This is a genomic window from Allokutzneria multivorans, from assembly GCF_039537405.1.
GTDB classification, from domain to species: domain Bacteria; phylum Actinomycetota; class Actinomycetes; order Mycobacteriales; family Pseudonocardiaceae; genus Allokutzneria; species Allokutzneria multivorans.
In genome coordinates, this window is record NZ_BAABAL010000019.1 from 251,087 (window position 1) to 268,751 (window position 17,665).

At 71.7% G+C, this 17,665-nt stretch carries 16 protein-coding genes; 1 reads left to right on the top strand and 15 read right to left on the bottom strand.

The annotated features are described in order from the left end of the window. Nucleotides 1–658: 658 nt before the first annotated feature. The 15 genes from ABD798_RS29050 to ABD798_RS29120 all read right to left on the bottom strand — a co-directional run bounded on the left by ABD798_RS29050 (nt 659) and on the right by ABD798_RS29120 (nt 17,019). On the bottom strand, nt 659–1,201 hold the full coding sequence (locus ABD798_RS29050) for a hypothetical protein (RefSeq protein ID WP_344881652.1): 543 nt from the start codon (nt 1,199–1,201) through the stop codon (nt 659–661). A gap of 19 nt (nt 1,202–1,220) precedes the next feature. Continuing rightward, a complete protein-coding gene (gene wag31, locus ABD798_RS29055; RefSeq protein WP_344881656.1) occupies nt 1,221–2,036 on the bottom strand; it encodes a DivIVA-like cell division protein Wag31 in 816 nt (271 codons plus the stop codon). 51 nt (nt 2,037–2,087) lie between these two features. Then, nucleotides 2,088–2,372, bottom strand: coding sequence for a YggT family protein (locus ABD798_RS29060; protein ID WP_344881659.1), 285 nt, complete (start codon nt 2,370–2,372; stop codon nt 2,088–2,090). A gap of 19 nt (nt 2,373–2,391) precedes the next feature. Then, the gene (locus tag ABD798_RS29065; RefSeq protein WP_344881662.1) at nt 2,392–3,030 is read right to left on the bottom strand and encodes a cell division protein SepF; all 639 of its coding nucleotides are present in this window, start codon (nt 3,028–3,030) and stop codon (nt 2,392–2,394) included. A gap of 70 nt (nt 3,031–3,100) precedes the next feature. Continuing rightward, nucleotides 3,101–3,820 (bottom strand): YggS family pyridoxal phosphate-dependent enzyme, encoded by a 720-nt coding sequence (locus tag ABD798_RS29070; RefSeq protein WP_344881665.1) that lies wholly within the window; start codon nt 3,818–3,820, stop codon nt 3,101–3,103. Nucleotides 3,821–3,902: 82 nt separating this feature from the next. Further along, complete coding sequence (gene pgeF, locus ABD798_RS29075) at nt 3,903–4,607, bottom strand: peptidoglycan editing factor PgeF (protein ID WP_344881667.1); 705 nt, start codon at nt 4,605–4,607, stop codon at nt 3,903–3,905. 90 nt (nt 4,608–4,697) lie between these two features. After that, entirely contained in the window at nt 4,698–6,077 is a 1,380-nt protein-coding gene (gene ftsZ, locus ABD798_RS29080) for a cell division protein FtsZ (protein ID WP_344881670.1), read from the bottom strand. Between the two features lie 483 nt (nt 6,078–6,560). Further along, entirely contained in the window at nt 6,561–7,451 is an 891-nt protein-coding gene (locus ABD798_RS29085; protein WP_344881673.1) for a cell division protein FtsQ/DivIB, read from the bottom strand. Next, nucleotides 7,448–8,836, bottom strand: coding sequence for a UDP-N-acetylmuramate--L-alanine ligase (gene murC, locus ABD798_RS29090; protein ID WP_425549307.1), 1,389 nt, complete (start codon nt 8,834–8,836; stop codon nt 7,448–7,450). The genes ABD798_RS29085 and murC overlap by 4 nt, the downstream gene beginning before the upstream one ends. Before the next feature lie 66 nt (nt 8,837–8,902). Then, nucleotides 8,903–10,015 (bottom strand): undecaprenyldiphospho-muramoylpentapeptide beta-N-acetylglucosaminyltransferase, encoded by a 1,113-nt coding sequence (murG, locus tag ABD798_RS29095; protein ID WP_344881679.1) that lies wholly within the window; start codon nt 10,013–10,015, stop codon nt 8,903–8,905. Nucleotides 10,016–10,055: 40 nt separating this feature from the next. Continuing rightward, complete coding sequence (gene ftsW, locus ABD798_RS29100; protein ID WP_425549286.1) at nt 10,056–11,531, bottom strand: putative lipid II flippase FtsW; 1,476 nt, start codon at nt 11,529–11,531, stop codon at nt 10,056–10,058. An 8-nt stretch (nt 11,532–11,539) separates the two neighbouring features. Then, on the bottom strand, nt 11,540–12,904 hold the full coding sequence (gene murD / locus ABD798_RS29105; protein WP_344881682.1) for a UDP-N-acetylmuramoyl-L-alanine--D-glutamate ligase: 1,365 nt from the start codon (nt 12,902–12,904) through the stop codon (nt 11,540–11,542). Between the two features lies 1 nt (nt 12,905). Beyond that, nucleotides 12,906–13,997: a phospho-N-acetylmuramoyl-pentapeptide-transferase gene (gene mraY, locus ABD798_RS29110; RefSeq protein ID WP_086826033.1), complete on the bottom strand. Its 1,092-nt coding sequence runs from the start codon at nt 13,995–13,997 to the stop codon at nt 12,906–12,908. After that, nucleotides 13,994–15,451, bottom strand: a complete 1,458-nt coding sequence (locus ABD798_RS29115) for a UDP-N-acetylmuramoyl-tripeptide--D-alanyl-D-alanine ligase (RefSeq protein ID WP_344881687.1) — start codon at nt 15,449–15,451, stop codon at nt 13,994–13,996. Before ABD798_RS29115 ends, mraY begins: the two co-directional genes overlap by 4 nt. Continuing rightward, nucleotides 15,448–17,019 carry a UDP-N-acetylmuramoyl-L-alanyl-D-glutamate--2,6-diaminopimelate ligase gene (locus tag ABD798_RS29120; protein WP_344881690.1) on the bottom strand — a complete coding sequence of 524 codons (1,572 nt, stop codon included), beginning with the start codon at nt 17,017–17,019 and terminating at the stop codon, nt 15,448–15,450. Before ABD798_RS29120 ends, ABD798_RS29115 begins: the two co-directional genes overlap by 4 nt. Nucleotides 17,020–17,301: 282 nt before the next feature. On the opposite strand from ABD798_RS29120, the gene ABD798_RS29125 reads away from it, so the two are divergent. Further along, a complete protein-coding gene (locus tag ABD798_RS29125; RefSeq protein ID WP_344881693.1) occupies nt 17,302–17,640 on the top strand; it encodes a hypothetical protein in 339 nt (112 codons plus the stop codon). Nucleotides 17,641–17,665: the final 25 nt, after the last annotated feature.

Consider the following 17,665-nt stretch of genomic DNA (forward strand, 5'->3'; position numbering starts at 1 on the left):
CCCCCCGTGGTTCTCGCGGCAGACCCCTCACAGCCGCCCTCCGCCCATGCCCGCTGCCCCCCAACCCCCAAGGCCCCCGAACACCCCGTCAGCGCACCCAACGCCCCGAACGACCCCTTCAGTGCGTTGAAGTCCCTGAACGGGTCGTTTGGTGCGTTGAGGTCCCTGAACGACCCGTTCAGTGCGCCCAACGCGCTGAACGACCCGTTCAGTACGTTTGAAGTACCCGAACGACCCGTTTGGTGCGCCCAACGCGCTGAACGACCCGTTCAGTGCGTTTGAAGTACCCGAACGACCCGTTCAGTGCGCTCAACGTCCCGAACGACCCGTTCAGTGCGTCGAGGTCCCTGAATGACCCCTTCGGGACGCTCAACTCCCTCAATGACTCATTCAGCGCGTTGAGGTACCTGAATGAGTCATTCAGGGCGCAACACCACGGCGCGAGCGGGCGGTGGGGGCGCGGCGAGTGGGGCGGAGGGCGGCCGCGAGGAGGGGGCTGCGGCGAGAACCACCGAGAACCACGGGGTGGTTGGCGATGCGCCCGAGGGGGTTCGGGGGACTTGAAGACCGGGGAACCCCGGGCGCAAGAGGGGCGGAACGAGTCAGTGGGGCGGGCGGCCTCTCCTCGGCCGCACCGCCCCACCGCACGTCTTCTTCCCTACCTGGCCCGAAGGGTCCTGTGCACGGTGGCCAGCACCGCGTCCGGGGTGCACAGCGCGCAGGGGGTGAACCCCAGCTCGCGTGCCTCACGCACCGGCAGCGGCATCGTCGCGTGCTCCCTGGCCCACTCGCAGCTCGGCAAGTGGTACCTGGGGCGCTCGTCGACCACCAGGACCTCGTCGGTCAGGCCCGCCACGACCAGCAGGTCGGCCGCGTCGGTGTCCTCCTCGGCGGGTTCCCGCCGAGTTCGTCCGCTGTCGCTCTCCGGCTCCGCCTCGGCGGCGGCGTCATCAGGGGCGGAGTTCGCCCCTGCGCTCGACGCCGCATCGAGCACGGTGTCGGCGGCCTCCGTCACCCGTTGCTCCGGCTCAGCGGCCGCGTCACGGCGCCCACGGCGAGCGGCCCAGTCGAGGACCAGCACCACCGCGGCGGCCACGCTCAGCGCCACCGAACCCCACGCCCACCCGGTCGTCCCGGAGGCGAGGGCGAGGACCAACAGGCCGAAAGCGGCCAGAACCAACAGCAGGACTGCGTACAGCACTTCCGAACGTCAGACCGGCTCAGCCGGCTTCGGCGGCACGGCTGCCGAAGGTGTAGCCACCACCGGAACCCCTGCCCTCCGACGGAGCGGCGGACGCGCGGCCCTCGAGCTCACCCAGCTGGGACTTCAGGAAGGTCGTCAGCCGCGTGCGGTACTCCCGCTCGAACGTGCGCAGCTTGTCGATCTCCTTCTCCAGGGTGTTCTTCTCCTGGGTGATGTTGCCCATGACCTCGGCGTGCTTGCGCTGGGCGTCGCGCTCCAGGGCGGTGGACTTCTCCAGCGCCTTGCGCTCCAGGGTGTCGGAGCGGGTGCGGGCGTCGTTGAGCATCGTCTCGGCGCGGGTGCGCGCCTCGTTGACCATGCTGTCGGCCTTGGCGCGAGCCTCGGACAGCAGCTGCTCGGACTTGGTGCGGGCCTCCGACAGCATGCCGTCGGACTCCGCCTTGGCCTCGGCGGTCAGCCGGTCGGCCATCTCCTGAGCCAGGCCCAGGACCTTGGCCGCCTGCACGTGGTGGTCACCACTGCCGGGGGAGGTCTGCTCCATCACGCTGGGCGGCGGGACGGGCGCCAGCCGGCGCGGCTCGTCCATGGACCGCGCCGCGGGCACCGAGGCCGAGCGCGAGCGCGCGTCGTCCAGTTCGGTGCGGGCCGAGCCGAGCTGGGCGTCCAGCTCCTCGACCTGCGCACGCAGGTCGTTGTTCTCCTCGATCAGCCGGGCGAGCTCGCTCTCGACCATGTCGAGGAAGGCATCGACCTCGTCCTCGTTGTAGCCGCGTTTACCGATGGGCGGCTTGCTGAACGCGACGTTGTGAACGTCGGCGGGGGTCAACGGCATCCTCAGATCACCTCACGCACTCCTGGCTGCCTGTCAGCCTCGGGTTCCCCGTTACCCGGGGCGCACCAGTCCCATCAGGATGATGACGACCAGCAGCAGCACCATAATCGACAAGTCCAGTCCGACGCCCCCGATTCGGACGGCCGGCATCACTCGGCGAGCCATCCGAACGGGTGGGTCGGTCACTGTGTAGATGGTCTCCAGCGTCACCGCAACCCCGCCCGCCGGTCGCCACTCGCGCGCGAAGAAGCGAACCGCCTCGACCACGACGCGCGCCATCAGCAGCAACCAGAACGAGAAGAGCACGTAGTACAGGACGACCAGGACCGGGTTCACGCTTCTACTCTGCCACTTCTCAGCCTCGGTTGAGGAAGCCGCCTTCGGCGATCCTGCGCCGGTCCTCCGCGGTCACGTCCACGTTGGGCGGTGAGAGCAAGAACACCTTGTTGGTGACCTTGTCGAAGGCGCCCCGCAGGGCGAAGGCCAGACCGGCCGAGAAGTCCACGAGGCGGCGCGCGTCGGCGTTGTCCATCTCGGTCAGGTTGATGATCACCGGGATGCCGTCGCGGTAGTGCTCGCCGATCGTGCGCGCCTCGCTGTAGCTGCGCGGATGCAGTGTGGTGATCCGGCTCAGCGGGTGCGCGGGGTGCTCGATCGGCGGCCGGACGCGGGAGACCGGCTCGTGCTCGGGCTCCACGGCGAGCGCGCCGCGGGTCGGCGGCGGGGTGCCCGCCCACCGGTTACTCCGCGTGCGCTCCGGCTCGACGTCGTAGTCGCCGGAGTCCTCGGCGTAGTCGTCGACCAGCTCGGGCTGGTAGCGGCCGAACCGGCGCCGGCGCGCCGAGCGCTCCGGGTACGGCTCGTAGTCGTCCGCGTAGGCGGCGTGCGCGGTGTCGTCGTCGGAGTAGTCGCCACGGCGGTAGTCCCTGTCGTACTCCGCCTCGTCGGCGGGGACCATCCCGAAGTAGGCCTTCAGCTTCTGCAGCCCGCTCATCGCCAGCCCTTCCCCGTCGTCCGACGCGACTCCTCACCGCCGAGAGCAGCGGCGCCACCCCGTCGACTTGCTACTGCGAGGCTAACCGCCGACCTCCGAGCAGGGAGGTTCCGACACGCACCAAGGTCGAGCCGTGAACGATCGCCGCCTCCAGATCTTGGCTCATCCCCGCGGAGATCTCCACGCCATTCGGGTGATCGACGAGCAGTTTCGCGGCCGCTTCCGCCACGGCGGCGAAGGCCCGCTCGGGCTCCCAGGAACGCGGTGCGACAGTCATCACACCGCGCAAGATCAGTTGCTCCGAACGGGCTACCCGGTCAGCCAACGCGGGCAATTCCGGTAACGGAGAGCCACCACGCGCCGGATCGCCGTCGATGCTGGCCTGCAGCAGCACCTCCAGCGGCCCGTCGCGCTCCCCGGCTTCCCTGGCGGCCGCGACGGCCTTCGCGAAGGCCTCGGCGAGCCTGGGGCTGTCCACGGTCTGCACGACCGAGGCCCACCTGGCGACCGAGCGCGCCTTGTTCCGCTGGACGTTGCCGATCATGTGCAGCCGGGGTGCGAGCGCGCCCAGCTCCTCGGCCTTGGCGCGGGCCTCCTGGTCCCGGTTCTCGCCGAACTCCGTCATGCCGAGCTCGGCGAGCAGGGCGATGTCGGAGGCGGGGAAGGTCTTGGTCACCGGCAACAGCCGGACCTCCCCTGGGGCGCGCCCGGCCGCGACGCAGGCGGCGTCGATCCGCGCGCGCACCCCGGCAAGCGCCTCGGCGAGCTCGGCCCTGCGGTCGTCGGTCATGGCTGCCAGTCCCTCCGTGGCTCGGCTCACAAAGATCGAGTGCGCCCGTCCGCGCGACCACTGGGCCGAACGGCGGGCAGGATCACTGCTCCATCCAGACCACCGCGGCCAGCCGGCCCGTCGGGGCCTGCCTGCGGTGGCTGAACAGGGTCTGCTCCTCGACGGTGCACCGGGGGTCGAGCCCGATGCGCCCGACGCCCGCGTCGGCGAGCTGCTGCCAGAGCCCCGCGCGCAGGTCGAGGCCGGGGGTGCCGGAGCGCGTCTTGCACGCGCTGCCCGGCAGGTGCTTCTCGACATCGGCCTGCATCGCGGCGGGCACCTCGTAGCACTCGCCGCACACCGAGGGGCCGAGCAGCGCCTCGATCCGGCTCGGCTCGGCACCCTGCTCGCGCATGGCCGCCAAGGTCGCGGGGATGACACCGACCCGGGCACCGACGCGCCCGGCGTGCACCGCCGCGATCACCCCGGCCTCGGCGTCGCCGAGCAGCACGGGCACGCAGTCGGCGACGAGCGCGACCAGCGCGAGCCCGGGTTCGGTGGTGACCAGCGCGTCGGTGGCCTCGACGGGGTCGGCGACCGGGCCCTTCACCACGCCGACGGTGCGACCGTGCACCTGCTCCATCCACACCAGGCGGTCCGGGGTCAGCCCGATCCCCTCGGCGAGGCGCCCCCGGTTGGCCCGCACGGCGGCCGGGTCGTCACCGACGTGGTCACCCAGGTTGAACGACTCGTAGGGGGCGCCCGAAGCACCGCCCTGCCTGGTCGTGATCACCCGACGAACGCGCACACCCGCTCCTCCCACGAAGAAAACCCATTCTCCCCCACGAAAACGGCCGGACTCGAAGCGAGTCCGGCCGTGAGCGTGCAGCGGGGTGGTTCAGCGGCGCATGAACGGGGGGACGTCGACCTCGTCGTCCTCGGGGTCGTCGCTGACCGGGACCGAGCGCGAGGGCAGGCCGTGCCCGCCGAGGCCGTGGCCGGGCAGACCGACCGGCGGCGTCGGGTTGGCGCGCTGCTGCGCGGGCGGCTCGACCGGAGGGGTCGGGTTCGCCGGCTGGTAGGCGCTGACCTGCGGCTCCTGCTGGACCGGGGCCTGGTGGACGGGCGCCTGCTGCAGGGGCTGCTGCTGAACGGGCTGCTGGATCGGCGCCTGCTGCTGCACGGGCGCCTGCTGGATCGGGGCCTGCTCCGGCTGCGGCGGGGGCTGCTGCTGCACCGGCTCCTGGTGCTGGCCGACGTGCCCCGCCTGGCCGGTGGCGACCGGGCCCCTGCTGGAGACCGCCATGGGCTCCAGCTTCTTGTGCGTCGGGGTGCCGCCGTCGAAGCCCGCGGCGATCACGGTGACCCGCACCTCGTCGCCGAGGGAGTCGTCGATGACCGTGCCGAAGATGATGTTGGCCTCGGGGTGCGCGGCCTCCTGGACCAGCGAGGCGGCCTCGTTGATCTCGAAGAGGCCGAGGTCGGAGCCACCGGAGATGGACAGCAGCACGCCGTGCGCGCCCTCCATCGAGGCCTCCAGCAGCGGCGAGTTGATCGCCTTCTCCGCGGCCTGCACCGCGCGGCCCTCGCCCCTGGCCGAGCCGATGCCCATGAGCGCGCTGCCCGCGCCGGACATGACGCTCTTGACGTCGGCGAAGTCCAGGTTGATCAGACCGGGGGTGGTGATCAGGTTCGTGATGCCCTGGACACCGGAGAGCAGGACCTCATCCGCCGAGCGGAAGGCGTCCATCAGGCTCACGCCGACGTCGCCGAGCTGCAGCAGCCGGTCGTTGGGGATCACGATCAGCGTGTCGCACTCGTTGCGCAGCTGCTGGATGCCCTCTTCGGCCTGCTTGGCGCGGCGCTTGCCCTCGAAGGAGAACGGCCGGGTGACCACGCCGATGGTCAGCGCGCCGAGCTTGCGGGCGATCGAGGCGACGACCGGGGCGCCACCGGTGCCCGTTCCACCGCCCTCGCCCGCGGTCACGAAGACCATGTCGGCCCCCTTGAGGACCTCCTCGATCTCCTCCTTGTGGTCGTGCGCGGCCTTGCCGCCGACCTCGGGGTTGGCGCCTGCGCCAAGCCCCCTGGTCAGCTCGCGGCCGATGTCGAGCTTCACATCGGCGTCGGACATCAGCAGCGCCTGGGCGTCGGTGTTCACCGCGATGAACTCGACGCCCTTCAACCCAACCTCGATCATGCGGTTGACGGCGTTGACACCGCCGCCGCCGATGCCGACGACCTTGATCACCGCGAGGTAGTTGTGCGGGGGCGTCATCGGAATCCGCCTTCCTGATCGTGGCTCGTGTGCACTGGGTACTTCGGTGGTTGCGGGCTGGACTCCTCGCCACCCGGCGTCAGGCCCGGATCGAACCCTTGACCTCGTCCAAGAGGCTTGGATTCCTCACATCAACCCCTGAACCCCTCGTACGCGACGTTAAGCACGCCCCGACGCGAGGTCCAGTAGCCACGCCGCGTGTGTCCACACCCGTGACCAGGCTGACGAAATTCCCTGGCCAAGGCCACAGAGGGTCACGCGACGGTCACTCCGTCGGGCAACACTCCGTCGAAGATCGAGTAGCCCGTGGGCCCCCGATCGGCGCGAAACCAGATCCCAACCGCCCCATACGTTACCGAGCGGAGGGTGACGGGGTTCGCGCTCGGTCCGGATTTTCGTCACGGCGCAGCAGACCGACCGACCGGTAGGAAAGTTCTTGCAGCTCAAGCTGTTGCGATCACGTGTCCACTGTGGACGGTGTGATCAGGAGACGGTCGGCAGGTCCGGGCTGGACACGTTGTAGGTCGAGCCCTGGCGGCTCAGCAGCACCAGCAGCACCTCGGCCTTGCGCGGGGAGTCCGCCGTCCCGCCCCACCGGGCCTCGCGGTCCCCCGACAGCGCCAAGCGGATGTCGCCGGGACTCTCCGCGCTGATCACCTGGACCTCGACGCGCAGCTTCTCCGGCAGCGCGGCGAGCACGCCGACGGCGGCCAGCGTCGTCGGGTCGTCCGGGGCGATGCGGGCCAGCTTGAGCACCGGCAGCCCCGGCGGCGCGGCCGCGACGGTGGCGTAGGGCGTTCCCGTGCGGTCGACCAGCTTCGTGCCGTCCTCGGCGGTGAAGACCGCGACCGGGGCCCGCTCCACCACCGAGATCGTCACCGTGGAGGGCAGCGACCAGTCCACCTCGGCCGACTCCACCACGGGCAGCGCCTTCACCCGCGCCGCCACGTCCGAGCTGCTCAGCCGCAGGATCGGGTGGCCGTCCGGGATGGCGGCGGCGGCGCGGACCTCCTCGACGGTGATCGTCTTCGTCCCGGCCACCTCGACCGTGCGGACGCCGAGCACCGAGGTGAACAGGCCGACGTAACCGAGCGCGAGCACGACGAGCACCACCAGCAGCACCATCCACGGGCGGGCCCGGGAGCGCACGCGGCGGACCGGACGGCGACCGCCCCTGCCGCCGCCCCCACCTCGCGGCGGCGGGCGGCGACCGCTGCCACGGCCGCGCTCTTCACGGCCTCGGCGCTGCCCGGGCTCACCGTGTTCGCCGTGCTCCCTGCGCGCGGGGGAACCGCCCCGCCGGGCGGCGGAACGGTCCCGGCCGGAGGGCTCTCCCGAGCGGGCGCCCCCCGCTCCGCGCGTCGGCGAACTCACGCAGGGCTCTCCTGGCTCTCCTGGTCGAGCCTGGCCAGCACCTCGGGCCCGAGCATGGTCACGTCGCCGGCGCCCATGGTGATCACCAGGTCACCGGCCTTCGCCACCCTGGCCAGGTGCTTCGGCGCGTCGGTGATCGAGGGCTCGTAGTGCACGCTGCCCTGCGGCAGCTGGACCAGCTCGGCCACCGTCGCCCCGCTGACGCCGGGCTCCGGCTCCTCGCGGGCGCCGAAGACGTCCAGCACCACGACGTGGTCGGCCAGGGCGAGCGCCTCGGCGAACTCCTTGGCGAACAACCGCGTCCGCGAGTACAGGTGCGGCTGGAAGGCGACGATCAGCTTGCCCTCACCGGCGACCGGGCGCGCCGCCGTGAGCTGCGCGGCGACCTCCGTCGGGTGGTGGGCGTAGTCGTCGTAGACCCGCACGCCGCGCGTCTGACCCTTGAACTCGAAGCGCCGCCGCACCCCGCCGAAGGCCGCGAGCCCGGCGCGCAGCCCGTCCAGCGGAGCGCCCAGCTCCAGCCCGGCGAGCAGCGCGGCGACCGCGTTGGCCGCCATGTGCTCTCCTGCCACCGCCACGTCCACGGTGATCGGATCGGTGGAACCGTTGTCCGCCAACCGCTTCGGCAGCCGCAACGTGACCTTGCCGCCGGTGTCGGCGGGCTCGTAGCCCAGGATCTGCGCGTCCTTCTCCCCCGAGGCGGCGCGGCCGTAGCGGCGCACGCGGACTCCGGCGGCCTCGGCGCGGTCGGCGAGCGCGGCGGAACCCGCGTCGTCGGCGCAGGCGATGAGCACGCCGCCGGGGGCGATCCGCTCCACGAAGGAGTCGAAGACCGCCACGTAGGCCTCGACGGTGCCGTGGTGGTCGAGGTGGTCGGCCTCCACGTTGGTCACCACCGCGACCGACGGGGAGAACACGAGGAAGGAGCCGTCGCTCTCGTCCGCTTCGGCGACGAAGATCCCGCCGGAGCCGTGGTGGGCGTTGGCCCCGGACTCGTTGAGGTCGCCGCCGATGGCGAAGGACGGGTCGAGGCGGCAGTGCTGCAACGCCACCGTCAGCATCGAGGTGGTCGAGGTCTTGCCGTGCGTGCCCGCCATGCAGGCCACCCGGTGCCCTGCCATCAGCGCGGCGAGCGCCTCGGCCCTGCGCAGCACGGTGATCCCGCGCTTGCGCGCCGCGACCAGCTCGGGGTTGTCGGGCCGGATCGCGGTGGAGACCACCACGGCCGTCGGCCCGTCCGGGACCTGGTCGAGGTGCCACGCCTCGTGGCCGAGGCCGATGTGCGCGCCCTGCGCCTTCAGCGCGAGCACGGTGCGCGAGTCCTTGGCGTCGGAGCCGGACACCTGCGCGCCCCTGGCCAGCAGGATGCGCGCGATACCGCTCATCCCGGCTCCGCCGATGCCCACCAGGTGCGTCCTGGCCAGTCTCAGGTCGAGATCGGTCACGTCTGCTCAGCCCTTCATGACGCCGAAGACCATGCGGGCCAGCGCCTCGTCGGCCTCGCGGTGGCCGCTGCCCTGCGCTGCCGCGCCCATCTTCGCGATGCGCTCGCCGTCGCGCAGCAGCGGGATGACGGTGTCGATGACCGCCCGCGGGTTCAGGTCCGCGTCGTTGATCATCAGCGCGCCGCCCGCGTCCACGATCGGCTGGCCGTTGAGCGCCTGCTCGCCGTTGCCGTGCGGCAGCGGGACGTACACCGCGGGCAGGCCGACGGCGGAGGCCTCGGCAACGGTCATCGCGCCGGAACGGCAGAGGATCACGTCGGCGGCGGCGTAGGCGAGGTCCATCCGCTCCAGGTACGGCACCGGCTGGTAGATCGGAGCGCCGGGAACGCCTTGGACGGCCAGGGAGTTCTTCGGGCCGTGCGCGTGCAGCACGCCGATCCCGGCCTGGCCGAGCGCGACCGCCGCACCGGCGACCGCGTTGTTCAGCGACTGCGCGCCCTGCGAGCCGCCGACCACCAGCAGCGTCGGCGCGGTCGGGTGCAGGCCGAAGTGGCGGCGGGCCTCCTCGCGCAGCGCGGCGCGGTCCAGCGAGGTGATCGAGCGGCGCAGCGGGATGCCGAGCACCTCCGCCTGCGGCAGGCCGCTGCCCGGGACAGCGGCGGCGACGGCGGCGGCGAACTTCGCTCCGACCTTGTTCGCCAGGCCGGAGCGGGCGTTGGCCTCGTGCACCACGATCGGCACGCGCCCACGCGCGGCAAGGTAGGCGGGCAGGGCGACGTAGCCGCCGAAGCCCACCACGACGCTGGCGCGGTGCCGCTCGAAGATCTCCCTGGTCTGCTTGATCGCGCCGCGCACCTTCAGCGGCAGCTTGAGCAGGTCGGGGCTGGGCTTGCGCGGCAGCGGCACCGGCGGGATCAGCTCCAGCTGGTAGCCACGGGCGGGAACGATCTTGGTCTCCAGGCCGCGCGCCGTGCCGAGCGCGACCACCCGCACGTCCGGGCGGAGCCTGCGCACCGCGTCGGCCAGCGCCAGCGCGGGCTCGATGTGTCCGGCGGTACCGCCGCCCGCCACGACCACGCACGGGCCCGTGGTGCTGATGGTGCCGTCCTGCCCGTTCACCTGTGGTGCTCTCCTGTCTGTCGCCGCCGACCCCGTTCGGTCAGCGGTAGTCCTGCGACTGCCGCCAGTTCCCGCGCCGCCTGGCGTCCGCCGCCGCCGGGTTGCGGCGCGTCCTGCGGCGGTCGTCCATCTGGTGCACGGCGCTGCCGCGGTGCACGGCCGGTCTGCCCGCGGGCTTCGGCGGCACGCCCGCCCGCGCGGTCCTGCGGCGCGTCGGGGGCCGGTACGGCTCCGGGGCGGGCAGCCGCAGGAGGCGGCCCACTCTGCCAGGTCCCAGCGAGCGCAGTGCGGCCACCGCCTCGGGCTCGTGCCTGGCGAAGTTCGCCAGCAGGCCGAACACCACCATCGTCATCACCTGCGAGGTGCCGCCGGAGGAGATCAGCGGCAGCTGCAGGCCGGTGACGGGCAGCAGGCCGACCACGTAGCCCATGTTGATCGCGGCCTGGGCGACCAGCCAGACGGTGAAGGTGGCCGACACCAGGCGGATCCACGGATCGGTGTTGCGCATGGCGATGCGCAGGCCGGAGTAGGCGAGCAGGCCGAACAGGGTCAGCACGAGCAGGCAGCCGACCATGCCCAGCTCCTCGCCGATCACCGCGAAGATGAAGTCGTTGTGCACGTTGGGCAGGTACCGCCACTTGGCACTGCCCTGGCCGAGCCCCACCCCGAACAGCCCGCCGTCGGCGAGCGCGTAGAGCGCCTGCGAGGCCTGGTAGACCGAGTCGCCGGAAGCGTTCTCCGGGTCGAAGAAGGAGGTCAGCCGGTCCAACCGGTAGCCGGCGGTCACCGCCAGGACGCCGAAGCCGGTTGCGGCGCCGAGCGCGAGCACGCCGAAGAGCCGCATCGGCGCTCCGGCGAACCACAGCAGCGCCAGCACGATGATGATCAGCGTGACCGTGCTGCCCAGGTCGGGCTGGAGCATCAGCAGCGCGAACATCAGCAGCGCCGCGGGCATCACCGGGACCAGGATGTGCCGCCACTGGTGCAGCAGCGCGCGCTTGGTGGCCAGCACGTGCCCGCCCCACAGCGCGAGCGCGATCTTGGCGGGCTCCACCGGCTGGAAGGAGACCGGGCCGATCTTGAACCAGCTCTGCGCACCGTTGATCTTCGCGCCGACCCCCGGTACCAGCACCAGGATCAGCAGCAGGACGCTGATCCCCATGAACACCAGCGTCATCCGCCGGATGATCCGCAGCGGCATCCGCAGGATCAGCCAGAACAGCACGAGCCCGACCACGGTGTAGGCCAACTGCTTGACGAACACCGAGTAGGACGAGCCCTCCTTGCTGTAGGACTCGACGCTGGAGGCGGAGAGCACCATGATCAGGCCCAGCGCGGTGAGCAGGCCGAACACGGCCAGGATCAGGTGGAACGAGGCCAGCGGCCTGCTCAGCCACGCGGTGAGCGCGCCGCGCATCGACGAGGCCCGTCCCTCGCGCCTCGGCCGCGACGAGCGGGTCTTCTTCGCCGCCCCGGCTTCGGTCGCGGCTGTGCTGTTGTCGGAGCTCCGCGGCATCGCGCTGCTCACCCCACCCGGTCGGTCAGGTTCCTGACAGCCTCGGCGAACACCCTTCCCCGGTGCGGGTAGTCCTCGAACATGTCCATCGACGCGGCCGCGGGCGCCAGCAGGACGACGTCACCCGGTCGAGCCATTGCGCGCGCCGCGCGCACCACCTCGGTCATGGCCCCATGGTCCCCCGCCGTCACCTCGTGCACGGGAACCTCGGGTGCGTGTCGCGCCAGCGCCGCCGCGATCACCGCGCGGTCGCGGCCCAGCAGGACCACTCCGGCCAGCCGGTCGGCCGCGCCCGCGACGAGCTCGTCCACCACCGCGCCCTTGAGCAGCCCGCCCGCGATCCAGATCACCCTGTCGTGGGTGGCCAGGGACGCGGCGGCGGCGTGCGGGTTGGTGGCCTTGGAGTCGTCGATCCAGCGGATGCCCTCGTGCTCGGTGACGAGCGCGGAGCGGTGCGGGTTCGGCGTGAAGTCGCGCAGTCCCTTGCCGATCGCCTCGGCGGGAACGCCGTGCGCCCTGGCCAGCGCGGCGGCGGCGAGCGCGTTCGCGACGTTGTACGGCCCGGGCGGGTGCACGTCCGCGATATCCGCGAGCACGGTGTCCCCGTCGCCGAAAGCCTTGTCCACCAAGGACTCTCCGCGCACGCCGAGCTGTCCGGGGCCGGGCTCGCCGAGCGTGAAGCCCACCCGGTGGCCCGTGCCCTCGCTGAGCCGGGCCGAGCGCTCGTCGTCGGCGTTGTAGATCGCCACGCCGTCGCCCGCGTAGATCTTGCCCTTGGCCGCCTCGTACTCCGCCAGCGATCCGTGCCAGTCGATGTGGTCCTCGGCGATGTTGACGACCACGGCGGCGTCCATGCGCAACGAGGACGACCAGTGCAGCTGGAAGCTGGACAGCTCCACGGCGAGCACGTCGTAGCCGCCGCGGACCGCCGCGACGACCGGCAGGCCGACGTTGCCGCAGGCCACCGCCTTCACCCCGGCCGCGCGCAGCATCGAGGCCAGCATGGTGACCGTGGTGGTCTTGCCGTTGGTCCCGGTGACCGCGAGCCACGCGGGCGGGTTCGGCCGGTGCTGGGCCAGCCGCCACGCGAACTCGACCTCGCCGATCACCTCGACGCCCTGCTCCGCCGCTGCGACCAGCAACGGCGACGACGGGCGCCAGCCGGGGCTGGTGACCACGAGGTCGGTGCCCTCCGGCGGCGCGGTGAGCCCGACCGCGGTGGCGATCCCGGCGTCCAGCCCGCCGAAGCGGTCGGGGGCGGAGTCGGTGACCGTGACCTTCGCACCCTCGGCGAGCAGCGCCGCGGCCGCCGAACGACCGGAGACCCCGGCCCCGGCGACCAGTACGGACTTCCCGGAGAACGTTCCGCTCATCTCAGCCTCCGGTGAACGAGAGCCAGTCGTTGTAGAACACGCCGAGCCCGAGCAGGCAGCAGATCCCGGCCATCAGCCAGAACCTGATGATCACCGTCGTCTCGGCCCACCCGGCCAGCTCGAAGTGGTGGTGGAACGGCGCCATCCGGAACAGCCGTTTCCTGGTGGTGCGGAAGACCACGATCTGCAGGACCACCGACATCGCCTCGATGACGAAGAGGCCACCGATGATGATCATGAGCAGCTCGGTGCGGGTGCTGATCGCCAGGCCCGCGACCAGGCCGCCGAGGGCCAACGAACCGGTGTCACCCATGAAGATCTTCGCGGGCGCGGCGTTCCACCAGAGGAAGCCGACGCAGCCGGCCATGGCGGCGGCCGCGATCACGGCGAGGTCCAGCGGGTCGCGCACCCAGTAGCAGCCCGGGTCGAGCTTGACCGAGCAGTCGGAGCGGAACTGCCAGAAGGAGATGACGACGTAGGTGCCGAGCACCATCGCCGAGGAGCCCGCCGCGAGGCCGTCGAGGCCGTCGGTGAAGTTCACCGCGTTCGACCAGGCGCTGACCAGCAGGTAGCAGAAGACGATGAAGCCGACCGTGCCGAAGGAGACGATCGCGATGTCGCGGGTGAAGGACAGGTGCACCGACGCGGGCGTCAGTCCGGTCCTGGGCTCGCGGAACTGCAACGCCAGCAGGGCGAAGGCGATGGTGACCACGAACTGCCCGACCAGCTTCGCCGTCTTGTTCAGCCCCAGGTTGCGCTGCTTGCGGATCTTGATGAAGTCGTCGAGGAAGCCCACCAGCGCCAGGCCGCTGGTCAGCAGCATCACCACGAGCCCGGAGGCCGTCGGCCCCGACTCCGGCTTGGGGTTGGTCAGCTGGACGAACAGGTGGCTGCCGCCGTACCCGGCCCAGATGGCGATGATGATCGCCACGCCGCCCATGGTGGGCGTCCCGCGCTTGGTCTTGTGGTGCTGCGGGCCCTCCTCGCGGATCTCCTGGCCGAAGCCCTGCCGCGAGAAGACCTTGATCAGGTACGGGGTGAGCAGGATCGAGACGACGAGCGCGATGCCCGCCGCGATGAGGATGTTCCTCACTGACCGGCCCCCTCGAGCAGCGCGTCGGCGACCCGCCACAGTCCGGCGACCTTCGAGGCCTTCACCAGGACAACGTCCCCTTCGCGAACCTGATCACGCAGCAGCGCGATGGCCGCGTCGACGTCCGGCACGAGCACGGACTCCTCTCCCCACGAGCCTTCCAGGTAGGCGCCCTGATGCATCGGGGCGGCCTGCTCTCCGACGACGACGAGGCGGCTGACGTCCAGCCGGACGGCGTAGCGGCCGATCCCGTCGTGGGCGGCGATGTGATCGTCACCCAGCTCACCCATCACTCCGAGGACGGCCCAGCCGCGCCGGGGTTGCTCCCCGTGGGTCATCGCCGCGAGGGTTTTCAGCGCCGCGCGCACCGACTCGGGGTTGGCGTTGTAGGAGTCGTTGACCACCGTCACGCCGTCCGCGCGGGTGGTGACCTCCATGCGGCGCTGGGAAACCCGCTGCGCGCCGGAGAGCCGCTGCGCGACTTCCTCAACGCCGGCACCGAGTTCGAGGGCCACCGCCGCCGCGCTGAGCGCGTTGCCGACGTGGTGCTCTCCGTGCAGCCCCAGCTCCACGCGCGCACTGCCCTGCGGTGCCACCAACAGGAATCGTGCGCGCGCCTGCTCGTCCAGCTCGACGTCCTCCGCGCGCACGTCGGCCTTGGGCGACTGTCCAACCAGGACGACCTTGGCCTTCGTGCGCTCGGCCATCGCCGCCACCAGCGGGTCGTCCGCGTTGAGCACGGCGACGCCGTCGGAGGGCAGTGACTCGACCAGCTCGCCCTTGGTGCGGGCGATGTCCTCGCGCGTGCCGAACTCGCCCAGGTGCGCGCTGCCGACGTTGAGCACCACGCCGATCCGGGGCGGGGCGACCTCGCAGAGCTGGGCGATGTGCCCGACCCCGCGCGCGGACAGCTCCAGCACCAGGAACCGCGTTCGCGCGTCGGAGCGCAGCGCCGTCCACGGGTGGCCCAGCTCGTTGTTGAACGACCCGGGCGGCGCGACGGTGGGGCCCATCGGGCTCAGCACCTGCGCGATGAGGTCCTTCGTCGAGGTCTTGCCGGAGGACCCGGTGATCCCGACGACGGTGAGGTTCTCCAGGCGGTCCACGACGTGGCGGGCCAGCGCGGCCAGCGCCGCGAGCACCGCGGCCCCCGAACCGTCGGAGTCCCCGGTGAGGGCGACCGAGCCGTGGTGGGCCTCGCTCACCGGCGGCACGATCACCGACGGGGCGTCCACCTCGCGGGCGGCCAGCACCCCGGCAGCGCCGCTCGCGACGGCCTTCGCGACGAAGTCGTGCCCGTCGACCTTCTCGCCCGGCAGCGCGACGAACAGGCCTCCGTCGCCGAGCTGGCGCGAGTCGAACTCGACGGAGCCGGTCACCACCGGGCTGCCGTCGGTGTTGTGCAGCCGACCGCCGACCGCTTGGGCGATCTCGGCCAAACTGAGCGGGATCACGCGTGGTCCTTCCCGAAGAAGCCGAAGCGCTCGTCGATGGCGTCGGCGAGGACGTGCCGGTCGTCGAAGGGGTGCACGACCCCGCCGACCTCCTGGCCGGTCTCGTGGCCCTTGCCCGCGACCACGACGATGTCGCCGGGCTCCGCGCGGCGCACCGCCTCCTGGATCGCGGCGCGGCGGTCACCGATCTCGACCACCTCGCCGCGCTGGTCCTGCGGCACCGCGAGGGCGCCCTCCACCATCGCGGTGCGAATGACTCCGGGCTCCTCGCTGCGCGGGTTGTCGTCCGTCACGACCGTCAGCTCCGCGCGGCGCACCGCGGCTTCGCCCATGATCGGCCGCTTGGCGCGGTCCCGGTCACCACCGCAGCCGAGCACGACGATCACCTTGCCGCCGTTGCCCGCGCGGTCGATCTGGTCCCGCACGGTGTCCAGCACCGCCGACACCGCGGCGGGCTTGTGCGAGTAGTCCACCAGCGCGACGAAGTCCTGCCCGCGGTTGACCCGCTCCATCCGCCCCGGCACGTCCAGCTCGCCGATCGCGCGGACCGTGTCCTCCGGCGCGACCCCCGCCGCGTGCGCGCAAGCGACGGCCAGCAGCGCGTTGCTCACGTTGAAGATGCCCGGCAACCGCACGACCGCGTCGAGCTCGATCCCGTCCGGCCCCGCGACGCGGAAGGACTGCGCCCCGCTCGCCGCCACCGTGACGTCCTCGGCCCGCCAAGTCGCTTTCTCGTCGTCCAGCGCGACCGTGACCGTGCCGTCCTTGACCAGGCGCGGGCCCCACTCGTTGTCGACGCAGACGACCTCCACGTCGGCCCTGCCGTCGAACAGCGCGGCCTTCGCCTGGAAGTAGTCCTCCATGTCCGCGTGGAAGTCCAGGTGGTCCTGCGAGAGGTTCGTGAACGCCCCGACCGCGAACCGCGTCCCCGCCGCCCTGCCCAGCGCGAGCGCGTGGCTGGAGACCTCCATGGCCACGTGCGTGACCCCGCGCTCCACCATCACCGCGAACAGCGCCTGCAGGTCCGGCGCCTCCGGCGTGGTGAACGCGCTGTCCAGGCGCTGCCCGGCGATCACCGTCTGCACCGTGCCGATCAGCCCCGTCTTGCGCCCCGCCGCGCGCAGGCCCGACTCGATCATCGTCGTGACCGTCGTCTTGCCCGAGGTGCCCGTGACACCCACGATCGCCAGCTTCTCGGAGGGGTCGCCGTAGATCCGCGCCGCCAGCGCGCCCAGGACTCCGCGCGGGTCCTCGTGCACCAGCAGCGGCACGTTCCGCAACGCCGGGCGCGACGCACCCGCTTCGTCCGTCAGCACCGCGACCGCTCCCGCCGCCAGCGCCTGCGCCGCGAAGTCCGCTCCGTGCGCGTTCGCGCCCGGCAGCGCGGCGAAGAGATCACCGGGCCGCACGTGTTGCGCGCGCAGCGTCGCGCCGGTGATCAGAGGTTCGTCGGCGTCCAGCCTCGCTCGCGCGTCCACCAGCGCCGCGAGCTCGGACAGGCCGACGGGCTCGACGTGGCTGGGACGCGGCGGGGCTGTCGCCGCCTTGGGCGAGACGACCGGAGACACGTCGCGAAAGGCTACCGGCGGTCAGAACGCGCCCTCCCACCCCCGTGCGTTTGCCCCGCCCAGCTGTCAATCCCCCGGACCGTGGACGCACCCGCGCACCCGCTGCGCCAACCGGCCGCGCCACTCCCCGCGCATTCCCGAAATAACCCCCTAGGCAATTGCCAGAATCATGTCCTTCGATCTCGCGTCGTCCGATCCGGTGAGCCGCACCGAAGGAGTCCGCCACTCCGCGCGCTTGGTTAAGCTGTTCGCGGGCCAGTGACGCAGGGGAGGCGTTTTCACATGTCCAAGCAGTACGTGCGCGTCGGGGGATGGCGCATAGACCTCGACCAGGTCCCCGCCGCCATCAAGATCTTCAACGAAGCCCTCGACGGCGTGGACAGACTGAGCGCGGATGGTGTCGGAAAGCTTCAGGTCGAAGCAATGGGGCAAGACGACGTCAGCGTCGGCCTCGCCGCAGAGGTGAACAAGCGACACCTCGGTGGCACAGGAAGCACGGAGTGGGCCGCAAACCGCTTTCAGGACGAACTACGCAAAGCTGCAACGCAGCTGGAGGCGGCTCTGCGCCACTACAGACGCGTGGAGAACGCCAGCAGCCAGAGCTTGGGCAGGCCAGGCTGATGATCTCTCGATCCGCTGGCGGCAT

Bases quoted from the DNA above. Each gene is read 5' to 3' on its own strand.
- wag31 (WP_344881656.1), bottom strand. From the start codon at position 2,036: ATGCCGTTGACCCCCGCCGACGTTCACAACGTCGCGTTCAGCAAGCCG.
- ABD798_RS29065 (WP_344881662.1), bottom strand. From the start codon at position 3,030: ATGAGCGGGCTGCAGAAGCTGAAGGCCTACTTCGGGATGGTCCCCGCC.
- ABD798_RS29070 (WP_344881665.1), bottom strand. From the start codon at position 3,820: ATGACCGACGACCGCAGGGCCGAGCTCGCCGAGGCGCTTGCCGGGGTG.
- ftsZ (WP_344881670.1), bottom strand. From the start codon at position 6,077: ATGACGCCCCCGCACAACTACCTCGCGGTGATCAAGGTCGTCGGCATC.
- murC (WP_425549307.1), bottom strand. From the start codon at position 8,836: ATGAGCGGTATCGCGCGCATCCTGCTGGCCAGGGGCGCGCAGGTGTCC.
- ftsW (WP_425549286.1), bottom strand. From the start codon at position 11,531: ATGCCGCGGAGCTCCGACAACAGCACAGCCGCGACCGAAGCCGGGGCG.
- murD (WP_344881682.1), bottom strand. From the start codon at position 12,904: ATGAGCGGAACGTTCTCCGGGAAGTCCGTACTGGTCGCCGGGGCCGGG.
- ABD798_RS29125 (WP_344881693.1), top strand. From the start codon at position 17,302: ATGTCCAAGCAGTACGTGCGCGTCGGGGGATGGCGCATAGACCTCGAC.